Here is a 14,441-nt window from a genome sequence, read left to right on the forward strand (position 1 = left end):
GCGCCTGCCTTCAATCGCACAGGGGCTGTATGGTGGTGTAGCTGCCGGCGTGGAAAGCCAGCGGCGACTCTTGCGAATAAGCGTATCGCCTGACGGCACCATAGAAAACGATGTGGTCGCCGACGCAGTGGCGTTCGACCTGCTCGCACTCGAAGGTGGCCAGCGCATCGCGCAGTATCGGCACGCCATCGAGCCCATCGGTGAATTCGGCCGAGCAGTCTTCGAACTTGTTTAGCCTGGGGCTGCAGAAATGCTGCGACATGGCTACCTGGCGGGCATGCAGGATGTTGATGCAGAAGTGGGTGGCCCGTTCGAAGGTCGGCAGGCTTCCGGCGTCTTTGCGCAGGCTCCACAACACAATGGGCGGATCGAGCGATACAGAGCAGAACGAATTGGCGGTAAGGCCTTCGAGCTTGCCGTCGGGCCCGCGCGTGGTAATGACGCAGACACCGGTGGCGAACTTGCCAAGCGCATTGCGCAGATCGCGCAGGTCGGGCTGCGGAACCGGGGTGTCGCATCCCCCGGGGGGGCGGAAGCCTGCGATGCGCGTTGCTGGAATCATCTTGCTCTCCGTAGTGGCTTGCGTTGCGCTGGAAGGCCCGACTGCTGCCCACCAATTTTTATTGATAATGCAACTTTATTTTCAGTGTAGAGCAAACCGAAAGAAGTTTCACTGTTTAATATTTAAGGGATTACCCTGTCTTCCTGAATTTCGCATGGCCATGAATAACCCTTTATAAATGATGGCTCTTATGGGATTCTAGCTGCCTAGGAAAAGAGGCAGTATATCGGTATTTACACTGACGCCTCCCATGGTCTCTTCATTTTTTATTTGAAAATACAAATAAAATGAGGTAGATTGAAATGAGCTTTCAATGACAACCACCGAAAGGCAGAGGCGACAAATGGATCACCAAGACATATCCGATTTCTTACCTCCCGAAGCCGCCTGGTTCGATGCGCCGGGCCGCCGCAGCCCGGTGGCAGGCGCCCCCTCTCTCGAAACCCTGATGGCCAGGGCGCGCGAACTTTCCGGCGGCTACCTCAAAGAGCATGCCCGCCGCACTGAAACCGAACGCCGGGTGTCCGAAGAAGCAACCGCCCTTTTTCGGGAAGCCGGCTTCTTCCGCATGATGCAGCCCGCCCGCTTCGGCGGCTATGAATACGGCTTCACTGCTTTCATCGACGTCATCAGCGAGCTGGGCCGCGGCTGCCCCTCTTCCTCGTGGGGCTGCTCTCTTGGCTCGGTTCACCAATGGCTGCTGGGCACCTTTCCCCTGCAGGCCCAGGAAGACGTCTGGAACGACAACCCCCACGCCATCATGTGCGGCTCGTACGCCCCCGCGGCCACGTGCGAAAAAGCCGACGGCGGCTACCTGGTTTCGGGCAAATGGCATTGGTCATCCAATATCGACAACTCCGACTGGGCCCTGATAGGCGTGTTCTTCCCGCCCGACGACGAAACACCCGAAAAACACGCCGGCTTCCTTCTGGTCCCGCGCAAGGATTGGGCGGTGGATGACGACTGGTTCACCGCCGGCCAGGCCGGCACCGGCTCCAAGACCGTGTGGATAGAAAAGCCCACGTTCGTTCCCGAGCACCGCAAACTCACCTTCGCCCAGGCCTCGTCCAATAATCCGCCCGGCGCCCGGACCAACGACAACCCCCTCTACCGGCTGCCGTTCCTGTCCACGGTGCCGGTCTGCCTGGTGGCGCCCATACTCGGCGCCGCCCAGGGCGCCATCGACGAATTTTCCGAGATGGTGGGCGTACGGGTTACGCGCGGCGCGGTGGCGGGCGGCGGCGGCCGCCTCAAAGACTTCTTTCCGGTCCAGTCACGCATGGCCGAGGCCACGGCCCTGCTCGACGCCGCCCGCCTGCTCATCTATCGCGACACGGCCGACGTCGAGCGCATGGCCGCCGCAGGGCAGAAAATCGACGTCGACACCCGCATACGCAATCGCCGGGACCACGCCTTTGCCACCCGCATGGCGCGCGACGCCATCGAGGCCATATTCGCCAACGTCGGCGGAAACGGCATGGCGCTCGAGCAGCCCATCCAGCGCTTCTGGCGCGACGGCAACACCATCGCCAAGCACATCAGCCTGAACTGGGACGCCGTGTCGTCCATGGTCGGCCAACAGATGCTGGGCCTGGAGCCCAAAGGCCAGTACTGACCCCCTTCATCGCTTACAGCACCGAACCCACAGGACCACAGGAGAACCACCATGCAAGGAAAGATCGGCCTCGAGGAACACTTCGCCATACCCGAAACCCTCAGCGACTCGGCGGGGTTTCTTCCCGACAACAGCTGGGAGGAATTGAGCAAGCGGCTTCTGGACATCCAGGAATACCGCCTGCGCCAGATGGACGACAACGGCATGGAAATGATGCTGCTTTCCCTGAACGCCCCTGCGGTCCAGGCCATCCATGACGTGAAGCGGGCCACCGAGATCGCCACCCGCGCCAACGACTTCCTGGCCGAGCAGGTTGCAAAGCGCCCCGACCGCTTCCAGGGCCTGGCCGCCCTGCCCATGCAAGACCCCGAGCTGGCCACCCGCGAGCTTGAGCGATGCATGAAAGAACTAGGATTTCGCGGCGCGCTGGTCAACGGCTTTTCGCAAGTGGGCACACCCGACAATGTCGTCTACTACGACGCACCCCAGTTCGACGGCTTCTGGAAGGTCGTCGAACAGCTCGACGCCCCCTTCTACCTGCATCCGCGCAATCCCATCGCAGCCTGGGCGCAGATCTACCAGGGCCACCCATGGCTGCTGGGCCCCACCTGGGCGTTTGGGCAGGAAACCGCCGTGCACGCACTGCGCCTGATGGGCTCGGGCCTGTTCGACCGCTATCCGGGCCTGAAGATCATTCTGGGCCACCTGGGCGAAGGCCTGCCCTACAGCATGTGGCGCATCGACAATCGCAACGGCTGGACGGACGCACCCAAGGGGTATCCGGCAAAGAGAACGTTCTCCGAATACTTCCAGGAAAACTTCTACCTGACCACGTCGGGAAACTTCCGCACCCAGACCCTGATCGACGCCATCCTGGAAATCGGCGCCGACCGCATCCTGTTCTCGACCGACTGGCCGTTTGAAAACGTCGATCACGCGGCCAACTGGTTCGACCAGACCTCCATCAGCGAGGCCGACCGCCTCAAGATAGGACGAAGCAACGCGGTGCAGCTGTTCAAGCTGTAGGACGAGACAGCGCGAGGACAACGGCGGCCCGAATCCGCCGGCACCCTCGCTACCTCCCCTCCGAACCCGCAGAGCCTCGGCCTCCGGCCGAGGTTGCACTTAGGGCGTCAGCCCCGGCCCAACGCCGCCTTGCCCCTTGAGCTGCCGCCTGATTCCGGCGAGCTGCTCCACATACCCCATACACCTCACCGCCGGCGGATCTTGCGCAATGCATGCCGCCCGGCGCGTTGTGCTTTTCAACGCGCAGGCTCGCAGCCGTGTATTCGCACGCATTTCGTTGACGGCCTATTTTGGCGATGCTAATATACTTCCATGGAAGCGATTTGCTCATAACTATTCTCAAGATCGCACATTTGGAGGAAGACATATGCTTACGCAAGAAGAGAACGAGCTGCTCACGCGTGTGGGCCCCGGCACCCCGATGGGGGAAACCATGCGGCGCTACTGGCTGCCCGTCTGTACGTCGGCGCAGCTACCCGCACCCGACTGCGCGCCCCTGCGCACAGAGCTTCTGGGCGAGCTGTTCGTCGTATTCCGCAACACCGACGGGCAAGTCGGCGTACTGGACGAGGCCTGTATGCATCGGGGTGTTTCCCTGGCGTTGGGCAGGGTGGAAAACAACGGTATCCGTTGTCTCTACCATGGCTGGAAGTTCGGCATAGACGGCTCCATCCAAGAGATGCCCAATCATCCGAACAGCGCCAGCTTCCGCGAGCGCATGAAAGCCCCCTCCTTCCCCGTGCGCGAAGAAGGGGGGCTCGTCTGGACCTACATTGGGCCCAAAGAGAAACAACCCGTCTTTCAACGCTATGCATTCATGCGGGGCGCCGACGAGAACCGGGTGGTGGTCCGCGTGGACACGGACGCCAACTACCTCCAGCTTTACGAGGGCGGCACCGACAGCTCGCACGTCGGCATCCTGCATCACGATCACGTGGCTATTTCCGAAGACACTGCGGTGGAAACGGTGGATCTGGGCATCATGGCCGTGGATGATCACGCCCCCTCTCTGGACATTGTCGATACCGAGTATGGCTATATCTACGCGGCCCAACGGAAAGGCCCCATCGAGTCCGACGGCACGGAAACTCACAGCATCCGCGTCACCCCGGTCATTTTTCCGACCGGGCGCATCATCCCGGCGCCCGGCAGCTTTCAATACTATTTGTTTGAAGTTCCCCAGAACGACCATGTAACCAGCACCTATGTCATCTGTCATGGTGACGAGAAAGCCGACCGTCAGGGCGTATTGCAGATTCTGGGGCTGCTCGACGAGCGGTTCTGGAACGAAGAAGACTGCAAGTTCCGCGCCCACTGGGAAGTCAATCGCATGAACCAGGATCGCCACCGCATGGACAAAAGCTTTACAGGCTTCAGCGGCATAGAACAAGAAGACGCGGTCCTGGCCATTTCCATGGGGCCCATTGTGAACCGCGCCAAAGAACATCTGGTGGCGGCTGACAGGGCGGTCATGCACCTGAGGGCGCGCTTGATGGAATCCGTCCGCCGCTGCCAGGCGGGCGAGGACCCCATAGGCGTCCATGTGGCGGATTACTCCAGCGTCGTATCGCTTATCGACACAACCGTGCGAAAGGGCGATCGCTGGCAAAAGCTGGTCATGCCGGAACTGGATACAAGCGAATCATAAACGCGGCGATCCCGCGGCGGCGCCGACCGGCACCATGGGCTGAGCCGGCGCCCATCAATACCCATCAATAAGTACAAACAAGACAATACGCCGGCCCACCGGCCAACCACCTCAAGAGGAAGACAAATGAAAAAACTGTCGGCATTGTTGCGGCCGTTGCTCCAGGCCGCACTGGCGCTAAGCCTTATCTCCCCAGCGGTCGCCCAGGAAACCATCAAGGTCGGCGTCCTGTCGCAAGACACGGGGCCCTTCGCCCAAAATGGGAGGTCCTTCCGGCAAGGCATCGCCACCTATGTCGCCCTGCACGGAAAGCAAGCAGGCGGACGCAATATCGAGTTCGTGTTCCGGGATATCGGCGGCCCCAGCCCCGCGGTCGCCAAGCGCCTGGGCGAAGAGCTGCTGGTACGCGAGAAAGTCAATATGCTCGCCGGCTTCAGCCTGACATCCGATGCGCTGGCAGTCAGTTCGCTGATCGAAAAGACAAAGACGCCAGCCGTCTTGTTCATCGCCTCGTCGCCACTGGTGCCCAAGTCTTCCAAGTACTTCTTGAAGACGGGACAGCACACGGCCCAGTCGGCAAGCTCTGCCGCCGTGTTTGCGCGCAAGCACGATAAAGAGCGCGCATACATTGTCGTATCTGACTACGCCCCCGGCCACGACGCCCAAAAAGCATTCGGAAAGACCTTCCAGGCGCAAGGCGGCAAGATCATTGGAGAGGCCCGTGTTCCCCTCAGCACGGTGGACTTTGCCGCCATCGTCGAACGTATCGCACAGGCAGAGCCCGACGTCGTCAATGTGTTCGTTCCCCCCGGCGCGCCCGCGATCGGCCTGATGCGGGCCCTGGCCGAGCGCGGCCTGATGAAAAGCGCGATGGTGATCGGCATGGGAGAGGCGGAAGACCACATGCTGCCTGAATACGACGATTCCGTACTTGGCTTCTACCAGTCGCTGTATTACGCCGAAGCCCTCGACAACCCCGAGAACCAGGCTTTTGTCGCCAAGCTGAAAGAGCTCTTCGGCCCAGACACCCAACCCGATTTCGCCAGCGCCTCTGCCTACGACGGCGCCCACCTGCTGTATCAAATGGTGGAATCGCAAAAAGGAAAGTCCTGGGATGGACCCGCCGCAATGGAAGCCGTCAAGGGCACCTCGTGGAACGGAGTCCGCGGCCCCATGAAAATAGACCCCTCCACGCGTGAACTGGTGCAGAACATCTATCTGCGCAAGGTGGAGAAAGTCGACGGCAAGCTGAAGAATGTCGTGGTCGATAAAATCGAGGCGGTTCAGGCGCCCACCGACGAATGGATGGCAAACTGACGATACGAGAAGCGGAGATCTCGCATGGAACAACTCCTCGGATCGCTGGCCTTCATTGTCCTTTACGGTGGAACCTACGGCGTAGTCTTGTTCGTCCTCTCGATCGGACTCGTGATGACGATGGGCTTGATGCGGGTTCCCAATATAGCCCATGGCGCCTTCGCGGCGATCGGAGGCTATATGATCGTAAACGTCATGGCCAAATGGGGGCTGGATTATTTCAGTGCTATTGTTTTTTCCACGATTTGCATCGCCTTGCTGGGTGCAGTCGCGGAACGAACCATCTACATTCATTTGTACCGGCTGCCGGAGCTCGATCAGATCCTTGTGACGCTAGGAATGTGCTTTGTCGTCATCGGCACGCTGGCGCTGGTATTCGGGCCCAATATCGTCTCCATTCCGCTTCCCAAATCGCTGTCGCAGCAAATCGGGCTCTTTGGCCGAGCCTTTCCGGTGTACAGGCTGTTCATCCTTGCCGTCGGCATCGTCATCATTGCCGCCTTCTGGCTGGTATTTGACCGCAGCAACTTCGGGGCGCAACTGCGCGCCTCGGTGGACAACCGGAGCATGGCGCAGGCAACAGGTATTCCCGTGGATCGCGTGGTCATGCTGGCGTTCTCCATAGGAACCGGCCTTGCGGCATTGGGAGGGGGGATAGGGGCCGCCCTGTTTCCGCTGGAGCCTCTCTATCCCCTCAAATACCTTCCCCTGATCTTCATAATCGTGGCCCTCACCGGTTTCGGCAACATCAAATCGTCTATTGCCGTGGCCATCGTCGTCGGCATCACCGACACCGCGGGCCGCTACTTTCTTCCCGAAATGGGCGGATTCGTCATCTATGTATTGGTGATTGTCGTGGTTGCGTTGCGACCCGCGGGCTTATTCGCGCCCCGAAGGGAGTCCTAGGATGAAAATAATCGTATCGTCCCTCGGCTCGGATGTGGTGGGCTCTCGAAGCTTCCGCTGGACCGACCTCGCCCTGTTGGCCATACCCCTGCTGAGCGTATACGTCGCATTCCCCTCTTACCTGTCGCTGGCCAGCTATGTGGCCGTCATGGCGCTATTCGCCCTCTCATTGGACGTGGCGCTTGGAATCGCGGGCATCGTTACGCTGGGGCACGCGGTGTTTTTCGGCGTGGGGGCATATGCCGCAGGCCTGCTGGCGATAGCCGGCTGGCAAGAGCCCATCAGCGGAGTGCTGCTGGCAGCCACGTGCTCGGCTTTGCTGGCGGCCATAACCGGCCCGTTCGTCCTTCGCCTGACGGGCTTGCCGCAGGTCATCGTAACGCTGATCATCGCCGTTCTGTTCTTCGAGGCGGGCAACAAGATGGGCTGGCTGACCGGCGGCGACGATGGATTGCAGGGTATTGTCCTGTCTCCAATATTCGGCGTTTTCGAATGGAGCATCTATAGCACCACAGAATACCTGTATGTTCTTGCCTGGCTGATGATTGTGTTCTTCGCCGTACAGCGCATGGCCGCCTCCCCCTTTGGCATCGCCTTGCGCGGCATTCGCGAAAATCGCCTGCGCATGCAGTTGATCGGGTCGCCGGTAATGCGTCATCTTGTGGTGAGCTATATGATCAGCGCGTTCATCGCGGGAATCGCCGGCGCGCTACTGGCCCAGACGACGGAATTCGTCGGCCTGGAGGTGCTGAGCGTCGAGACGTCCATCGATGTCGTCGTCATGCTCGTGCTGGGTGGCGTGGGACATCTGTTCGGGGCCCTGCTTGGCGCTCCGCTGTATCTTCTCGTCAAAGACCTGAGCAAGCAGTGGAACCCCCACGCCTGGATGATCGCCATCGGATTCCTTTTGGTGCTCGTGACCCTGTTTGCCCGGGGCGGCATCCTCGGCGTCCTTTACGCCATGGCCGGCAAATTCGACAACCGAAATAAAGACAAGGAGGCGCCATGACGCATGTGCCTCGGCGGCCGGCTTCCCAGGACCAGGAAGGGGGCGCCATCCAACCCGCCACCTACGCATTGGAGGCCGTCGGCCTGCGCAAGGCGTTCGGCGGCCTCAACGTGACCCAAGACGTAAGCCTGAATCTGGCTCCTGGCGCCAGGCACGCCCTGATCGGGCCCAATGGCGCCGGCAAGTCGACACTGATCGCCCTGCTGTCCGGAGTGCTGCGGCCGGACGCCGGCACGGTGCGTATGTATGGGCAGGATGTCACGCATAAAAATCTCGCCCAACGCGTGAAATGCGGATTGGTACGCACATTCCAGGTGTCAAGCCTGTTCTCCGGTCTCACCGCGCTCGAGAACGTGTACCTGGCCGTGAGCGAATGTGCAATGCGCAGCTGGCGGCCATGGTCTCCCGCGAAAGCCGACAAGGCCGTGCTGGAACGCTCGGAAGCCATACTGTGCACGGTCGGACTGCAGGACGTGCAGCGGCGGACGATCGGCGAACTGGCCTACGGCCAGCAGCGGCTCGTCGAAATCGCCATCGCGCTCGCGCTGAAACCCAAGGTTCTGCTGCTGGACGAACCGGGCGCCGGAATCCCGTCGGCTCAAAGCAATCTACTTCTACGCGCACTCGACCGCCTACCACCCGAAATCGCCATACTGTTGATCGAACACGACATGCAACTGGTCAGGCGCTTCGCCTCGGAAGTAACCGTATTGGTCGAGGGCAGCATATTGTTAAGCGGCAGCCCCGACGAAGTCATGAAATCAAGCGAAGTAAGGACGGTCTACCTTGGCAGCAAAAGAACAGAGCGGTTCGAAGAGGAGCGAGCCCATGCTTGAAATCAAGGACCTGACCGGCGGCTGGGGGCGAACCACCGTCGTCGAGCATCTTTCCCTGAGGCTGGACCAAGGCGAATGCGTGGCCGTCGTGGGCCGAAACGGAGTCGGAAAGACAACCCTGCTTGAACTGATCTCGGGCCGGGCCCAACAAAGCTCGGGCACCATCGCCTTTGCCGGCACAGACATCAGCCGCATGTCCGCATACAGCCGCGCACGGCTTGGGCTCGGGCTGGTACCGCAGAATCGCGAGGTCTTCCCCAGCCTGACCGTCCGGGAGCATCTCAATGTTTCCGCGCGTCCAGGCCGATGGACGCAGTCAAGTGTCCTGGAATTGCTGCCGCGCCTGGGGCAGCGCATGGACAACCTGGCATGCCATCTTTCGGGTGGCGAACAGCAGATGCTTGCCATCGCCCGAGCCCTTCTGGGCAATCCGCGATTGATCCTGATGGACGAACCTTCCGAAGGCCTGGCCCCCAGGGTCGTCGAACAGCTCTCGGACGTACTCAAGGCCATCATCGCGGACGGCTCGCTCACCATGCTGCTGATCGAACAGCGCATCGACATCGCAATGGAGCTTTCCACCCGCTACGTCATCATGGACCGAGGCAATATCGTTCATGAAGGACATAGTACGGATGTCCTGGACGGCAGCGTGAAGCTGGCCGACCTGATCGGCTTCGAACATTAACCTTGCATCCACCGGCCTACCATGACCTTCATACACCCCGCGCTGCAGCCCCTTCTCGACGCGAGCAAGCAGCAACCCGATCTGTCCAGCACACCCATCGAGACCGCCCGTGCCGGCTCCGCGCAACGGGCCCGAAACCGCCCGCCTGGGCCGGCCATCGACAAAGTCACCGACCTTACGGTCAAAGGCGACGACGGCCATGAAATACCGATCCGGATCTATCGCCCGGCCAACCCCATCGGCGTCGTTATCGCTCTTCATGGCGGGGCGTGGATGCTGGGCAGCATCGATACTTTCGACAGCGTGGCACGCCATCTGGCAAACGACTCGGGCCTGGCCGTCGTGAGCGTCGAGTATCGGCTGGCTCCCGAGCACCCTTTTCCGGCCGCGCTCGATGACGCCTGGGCGGTTACATGCTGGGCTGCCGAACATGGGGCCTCGCACGGCCTGCCCAGCCAGCGCCTGATGATCATGGGTGAATCCGCCGGCGCCAACCTGGCGGCGGTGGTCGCCCTGAAAGCCCGCGATGCGGGCGCGCCGACGCTGCGCCTGCAGGCTCTGGTGTATCCTCCCGTGGACGCCCGCCTGCAAGGCGAGAGCATGGACCGGTTCGGCGAAGGCTATCTGTTGACCAAAAACGACATGGCGCATGCGCTCAAGAACTACGGGCTTGGAACCAGGGTAAAGGCCGAGGACTGGCGCCTTTCTCCCTTGTTGGCGCCGTCCCATGGCGGTGTGGCGCCCGCCCTGCTGGTTTCCGCGGAATGCGATCCCTTGTGTTCCGACGCCTCGGCCTATGCGAAGGCGCTGATCGAGGCCAACGTTCCAGCGGTGCATGTGGTCTATACTAGCGTCACACATTTGTTCTTCGGTATGCGTGGAGCGATCGATGCAAGTGAGCAGGCACAAAAACAAGTAGCCTCGGCCCTGCGCGATGCCGCATTGAAATAAGGCCGCCCCTGCCAAGTACACTATGAATGACAATCATCCCGAGGAAAGCATCAAGAACTTTGCCGAGCAATGGCAAAGGGCCCGCCCGGACCTTACCGCCGGTTCGTTCGTCACCATCGGATCGCTGCTTGCATTGGCACAACGGGTGGATCAAGAGTTCCGCGCTTACACACAATCCCATTTTCAGATGGGCACCGGCGATATGCGCATACTCTTGGCGCTGCGCCGGGCGAATGACTCACTGGCGTTGCGCCCGGCTGATTTATTTCGGGCTTTGCTGATCACCTCGGGGGCCGTGGCCAAGCAGCTCGAAAGACTGACGCAGCGCGGCTTTGTCGAACGCATCCCCGATCCCCAGCGAAAAGGGGGATGGCAAATCCGCCTCACGCCCGCAGGCAAGCAGGTCGCGGATTCAACGCTAACCGCCATCCACAACAACTTCAAGATTTCGACCGGCTTCGAAAAGCTCAACCCGCAGGAACGCGAGGCGGGCATTCTCTTCCTGCAGAAGCTGATCGCAGAGTACGGCGGATCCGATCCCTTTGATTTGGCCGCCGCGGCCAAGTCTTAGGCATACCGATCTGGCCCGCGACAAAACAAGGTAGAATACCGCCTTTGGCCGGCTTAGCTCAGTTGGTAGAGCAGCGCACTTGTAATGCGAAGGTCAGGGGTTCGCCCGACCGGCTGAAAGCCTTTATTTAAGCGGCTTTCCAAGCATTTCAGGTGCCCCGCTCAAGGGGCCCGTGACAGCATGGTGACAGATACCTAGAAAAGGTGTTTGTTATGGCTGCGATCATCAAGCGAAACGGCAAGTACCTTGTACGTGTCCGCGTCCAAGGTTTCCCCCCTCTCAGTAAAACATTCATAGAGCGCCGATCCGCCCAGGTGTGGGCCGTCCAGACTGAGGACGATATACGGCGTGGCGTATTCGAGTTTGGCAAAGCCGACATACCCACCCTTGGCCAAGCCCTCAAGAAATACCGCACGAAAATAACACCCAAGAAGCGGGGGGCCAAAAAAGAGGCCTACCTGATAGCGCTACTGTCTGGCCTAGACATAGCCAAGAAGCGCATGGACCAGATACAGGCGGTGGAGCTTGCCCGCCTGCGTAATGACTGGCTAAAGGCTCTCGCCCCCGCCACCGTCCACCGCCGCATGTCTGTGCTGGCGCACGTCTACACCGTAGCGATCAAGGAATGGGGCCACTCGCTGGCAAACCCCTTTGCGCTCGTTACCAAGCCCAAGGTATCGAACCAGCGCAGCCGCACGGTTGATTGGGACGAACTGCAATTTATCCTTATCCACTCCCCCAACAGCACCTTGCCACGTATCGCACAAGCGGCGTGGTATTCAGGCGCTCGCCTGGGCGAACTGGCCGCCCTGCAATGGCCTAATGTGAACCTGCAAGCCGGTACGGCGCTACTGGAAGAGACTAAGAACGGCGATGCCCGCGAAATCCCCCTGCCGCCTGCTGCGGTGGCCTTGCTCGAAACCATCAAGCCCGAGACGGAACCGGGGGAACGCCTGACAGGCTCCGTATTCAATACAAGTAGCCCCTCCATGAGCAAGGCCTGGGCGGTGGCAGTGAAGAAAGCCCGTAAAGCGTATGAGGCGCAATGCGCTAAACGCGGGGTCGAGGCCCGCCCCGGATGGCTGGAGGACGTCACGTTTCACGATCTGAGACACGCGGCCATAAGCAGGTTGGCTTCGCTTGGCCTATCAACGCTTGAGTTGCAGGCCATCTCGGGGCATAAAACCGTACAAATGCTGTCTAGGTATTCACACATCAAAGCGGGGGCGTTGGCGTCTAAGCTGGCCCGCTTGGAGGCAACGGCATAACACGTAGAACGACACCGCCCCCTAGAATTGGAGTTAACACTATGAGCACCTTTACGCATCTCGACAATATCGACACTGCCCTGAACAAGCTTTCGGGCGTCCTCGCCCTTGCTCAAAACCACGTCCTGAACCCCCTCGACGTACTCGATGCGGACGCCTTAGGCGTGGCACTGAGATTGATCTCGACTGATTTGGAACGCATACGGGAGGCTAACGACGCGATGATCGCCTTGCATCGAAAGAGCAAGGGCTTGTTGCAGGCGGCTTAATAGGCCTTCGGCTTGATGCGCTCCCGCTGAGGGCGTATCAGGCAGGCGGCTTATGGCCTGCGCGTTCTTTAACAACCAGTCAATGCAGTGAGCAGGCCCGCCCATGGTGGGCGGCCTGCAATTTTTTCTGGCGCTATTTCAAATAGTTGTAGACGGTCTGTTACATGACAGTCTAAAATTACAGAATAGCACCTCGATAACTCAAACAAAAAATAGGAGCGGCTATGGGAAATCAACCCGACCCCAATTTAATATTCGGCTATCAGGCATTGGCTCAAGTGCTGGGCATCTCGCCCAACAATTTGCATGTCCGAAAGCATCGCAAGCAGTTGGAAATCGAGCCCTTGTACACCATTGGGCGACTGGCCGTATTCGACCGTGCTGCCGTGCTCAAGTACAAGGCGCGTCAAACAGCGTAACCCCCAACCTTCGAATAATAAGAGGCGGAAATGCCCGAGAACCACGAAAGATTAACGACTATCAAACTAGGCGGCGCACTTGGCCGCACGTTCGGCAAGACTCACAAGTTCTGGGTCTCCAGCCCTGCGGAGGCCGTTCGCGCCCTGTGTTCACAGGTGGAAGGGTTTGCGGCCTATATGTGCTCCGAAGAGCGCAAGACCTTCTACAAAGTACTGGTCGATGATGCTCAGATCGACCCCGAAGAGCAGCTACACAATTTCCACAATGGTCGCGAGGTTCGCATCATGCCGTTTATTCAAGGCGCGAAGAGCGGCGGGCTGTTCCAGGTGGTGCTGGGGGCGGCGCTGATTGGGCTTGCATTCGTACCAGGCATCGGCACCATCGCCGCTACGGGGGCATTCAACGCCTTGGGAACTGCCGCCTTTGGCATAGGCATGTCGCTTTCTTTGGGTGGCATAGCGCAGATGCTCTCGCCCCAGCCAAAGTTGAGCATCCAGGACGCCCCGCAAAACGAACCGAATACATCCTTGGGCGTAGTGAACACGTCCGCCCAAGGCCGCCCCGTGCCGCTCTGTTACGGAGAGGTCATGGCAGGTAGCGCAGTCATTAGTGCGGGCGTTTTTGCCGCCGACACAAACAGTTAGAACAGGTTGGATGCTGTCCTATGTCGCCGTGCCCCGCCATCTATGGTCTTTACCTGCGGCGGGGATCGGGAACAGGTCCAGCATGTAAGCCCCGATGCCGGGGGCGGGGTCGATAAATTCCCCCGGCACTCTTCATCAGCTAACTATAAGGAGAAAAAGATGGCTGATACCGATAGGGCAATGGCCCGCGTAGACGAACTGGCCGATGAAATCTCGCGCCGCTTCGAGACCCACCTGGGCCGGGAAGTTTGCTTTGGCCTGGATGCAGGCAGTGCTGCGCAACGCTTGATTGAAGCCGCTCAGCATGTTGACTGCGCACGGCACAGAATGGGCGACCCGTTGACACTGGCCTTTCTTATGCCTGCACAGGATGCGGCGCTGGTTGATAAGGCCAGCGACTACTCGTTCAAGTGGGTGCTGTATCTAAAGTACTGCGCCAAGGTTCGCGTTTTCATTGACCGGGCGGGCAAGGGCGAACAGTATGCCGGCCTGTACACGAAGGCGCTACACGGCAGTACTGAGCAGGTACGGTCTGAGGCTCGATGCCAGCTAATCAAGCTGGCGGGGCCTTTCTTCGAGAAGGCGCTCGATAGCCTCAAGGAAGACTTGCACGTCTACGACCCGATGAACCCAGCGGGGCCTAATGGCGCATGGTTGAGGGAGCATGAAGTCGACCTCATGAGCAGGTAGAAAGAACAAAGCCCTGAACCG

At 59.9% G+C, this 14,441-nt stretch carries 16 protein-coding genes; 15 read left to right on the plus strand and 1 reads right to left on the minus strand.

Going from position 1 to position 14,441, the window contains the following annotated elements; all coding sequences use genetic code 11:
- Window positions 1-10: 10 nt before the first annotated feature.
- Window positions 11-562, minus strand: coding sequence for a flavin reductase family protein (locus C7440_RS10970; protein WP_116518535.1), 552 nt, complete (start codon window positions 560-562; stop codon window positions 11-13).
- A 343-nt stretch (window positions 563-905) separates the two neighbouring features.
- On the opposite strand from C7440_RS10970, the gene C7440_RS10975 reads away from it, so the two are divergent.
- From C7440_RS10975 to C7440_RS11045, 15 genes are all read left to right on the plus strand, one after another.
- Window positions 906-2,177 carry an acyl-CoA dehydrogenase family protein gene (locus C7440_RS10975; RefSeq protein WP_116518536.1) on the plus strand — a complete coding sequence of 424 codons (1,272 nt, stop codon included), beginning with the start codon at window positions 906-908 and terminating at the stop codon, window positions 2,175-2,177.
- Window positions 2,178-2,228: 51 nt separating this feature from the next.
- Window positions 2,229-3,203 carry an amidohydrolase family protein gene (locus C7440_RS10980; RefSeq protein WP_116518537.1) on the plus strand — a complete coding sequence of 325 codons (975 nt, stop codon included), beginning with the start codon at window positions 2,229-2,231 and terminating at the stop codon, window positions 3,201-3,203.
- 367 nt (window positions 3,204-3,570) lie between these two features.
- Window positions 3,571-4,851 carry a Rieske 2Fe-2S domain-containing protein gene (locus C7440_RS10985; RefSeq protein ID WP_165832543.1) on the plus strand — a complete coding sequence of 427 codons (1,281 nt, stop codon included), beginning with the start codon at window positions 3,571-3,573 and terminating at the stop codon, window positions 4,849-4,851.
- 126 nt (window positions 4,852-4,977) lie between these two features.
- Window positions 4,978-6,168, plus strand: coding sequence for an ABC transporter substrate-binding protein (locus C7440_RS10990; RefSeq protein WP_116518539.1), 1,191 nt, complete (start codon window positions 4,978-4,980; stop codon window positions 6,166-6,168).
- Between the two features lie 24 nt (window positions 6,169-6,192).
- Window positions 6,193-7,074, plus strand: a complete 882-nt coding sequence (locus C7440_RS10995; RefSeq protein WP_116518540.1) for a branched-chain amino acid ABC transporter permease — start codon at window positions 6,193-6,195, stop codon at window positions 7,072-7,074.
- 1 nt (window position 7,075) lies between these two features.
- Entirely contained in the window at window positions 7,076-8,083 is a 1,008-nt protein-coding gene (locus C7440_RS11000) for a branched-chain amino acid ABC transporter permease (RefSeq protein WP_116518541.1), read from the plus strand.
- Window positions 8,080-8,919: an ABC transporter ATP-binding protein gene (locus tag C7440_RS11005; RefSeq protein ID WP_116518542.1), complete on the plus strand. Its 840-nt coding sequence runs from the start codon at window positions 8,080-8,082 to the stop codon at window positions 8,917-8,919. Before C7440_RS11000 ends, C7440_RS11005 begins: the two co-directional genes overlap by 4 nt.
- Window positions 8,912-9,607: an ABC transporter ATP-binding protein gene (locus C7440_RS11010; RefSeq protein WP_116518543.1), complete on the plus strand. Its 696-nt coding sequence runs from the start codon at window positions 8,912-8,914 to the stop codon at window positions 9,605-9,607. Before C7440_RS11005 ends, C7440_RS11010 begins: the two co-directional genes overlap by 8 nt.
- Window positions 9,608-9,628: 21 nt before the next feature.
- Entirely contained in the window at window positions 9,629-10,558 is a 930-nt protein-coding gene (locus C7440_RS11015) for an alpha/beta hydrolase (RefSeq protein WP_116518544.1), read from the plus strand.
- 22 nt (window positions 10,559-10,580) lie between these two features.
- Entirely contained in the window at window positions 10,581-11,129 is a 549-nt protein-coding gene (locus tag C7440_RS11020; RefSeq protein WP_116518545.1) for a MarR family winged helix-turn-helix transcriptional regulator, read from the plus strand.
- A gap of 212 nt (window positions 11,130-11,341) precedes the next feature.
- Window positions 11,342-12,397, plus strand: a complete 1,056-nt coding sequence (locus C7440_RS11025) for a tyrosine-type recombinase/integrase (RefSeq protein ID WP_116518546.1) — start codon at window positions 11,342-11,344, stop codon at window positions 12,395-12,397.
- Between the two features lie 41 nt (window positions 12,398-12,438).
- Window positions 12,439-12,666 carry a hypothetical protein gene (locus C7440_RS11030; RefSeq protein ID WP_116518547.1) on the plus strand — a complete coding sequence of 76 codons (228 nt, stop codon included), beginning with the start codon at window positions 12,439-12,441 and terminating at the stop codon, window positions 12,664-12,666.
- A gap of 224 nt (window positions 12,667-12,890) precedes the next feature.
- Window positions 12,891-13,085 (plus strand): hypothetical protein, encoded by a 195-nt coding sequence (locus C7440_RS11035; protein ID WP_116518548.1) that lies wholly within the window; start codon window positions 12,891-12,893, stop codon window positions 13,083-13,085.
- A 30-nt stretch (window positions 13,086-13,115) separates the two neighbouring features.
- Window positions 13,116-13,730 carry a tail assembly protein gene (locus C7440_RS11040; protein WP_218940641.1) on the plus strand — a complete coding sequence of 205 codons (615 nt, stop codon included), beginning with the start codon at window positions 13,116-13,118 and terminating at the stop codon, window positions 13,728-13,730.
- Between the two features lie 159 nt (window positions 13,731-13,889).
- Window positions 13,890-14,420, plus strand: a complete 531-nt coding sequence (locus C7440_RS11045) for a hypothetical protein (protein WP_116518549.1) — start codon at window positions 13,890-13,892, stop codon at window positions 14,418-14,420.
- The last annotated feature ends 21 nt before the right edge of the window (window positions 14,421-14,441 follow it).

Source organism: Pusillimonas noertemannii, assembly GCF_003096595.1.
Classification (GTDB): domain Bacteria; phylum Pseudomonadota; class Gammaproteobacteria; order Burkholderiales; family Burkholderiaceae_B; genus Pusillimonas; species Pusillimonas noertemannii.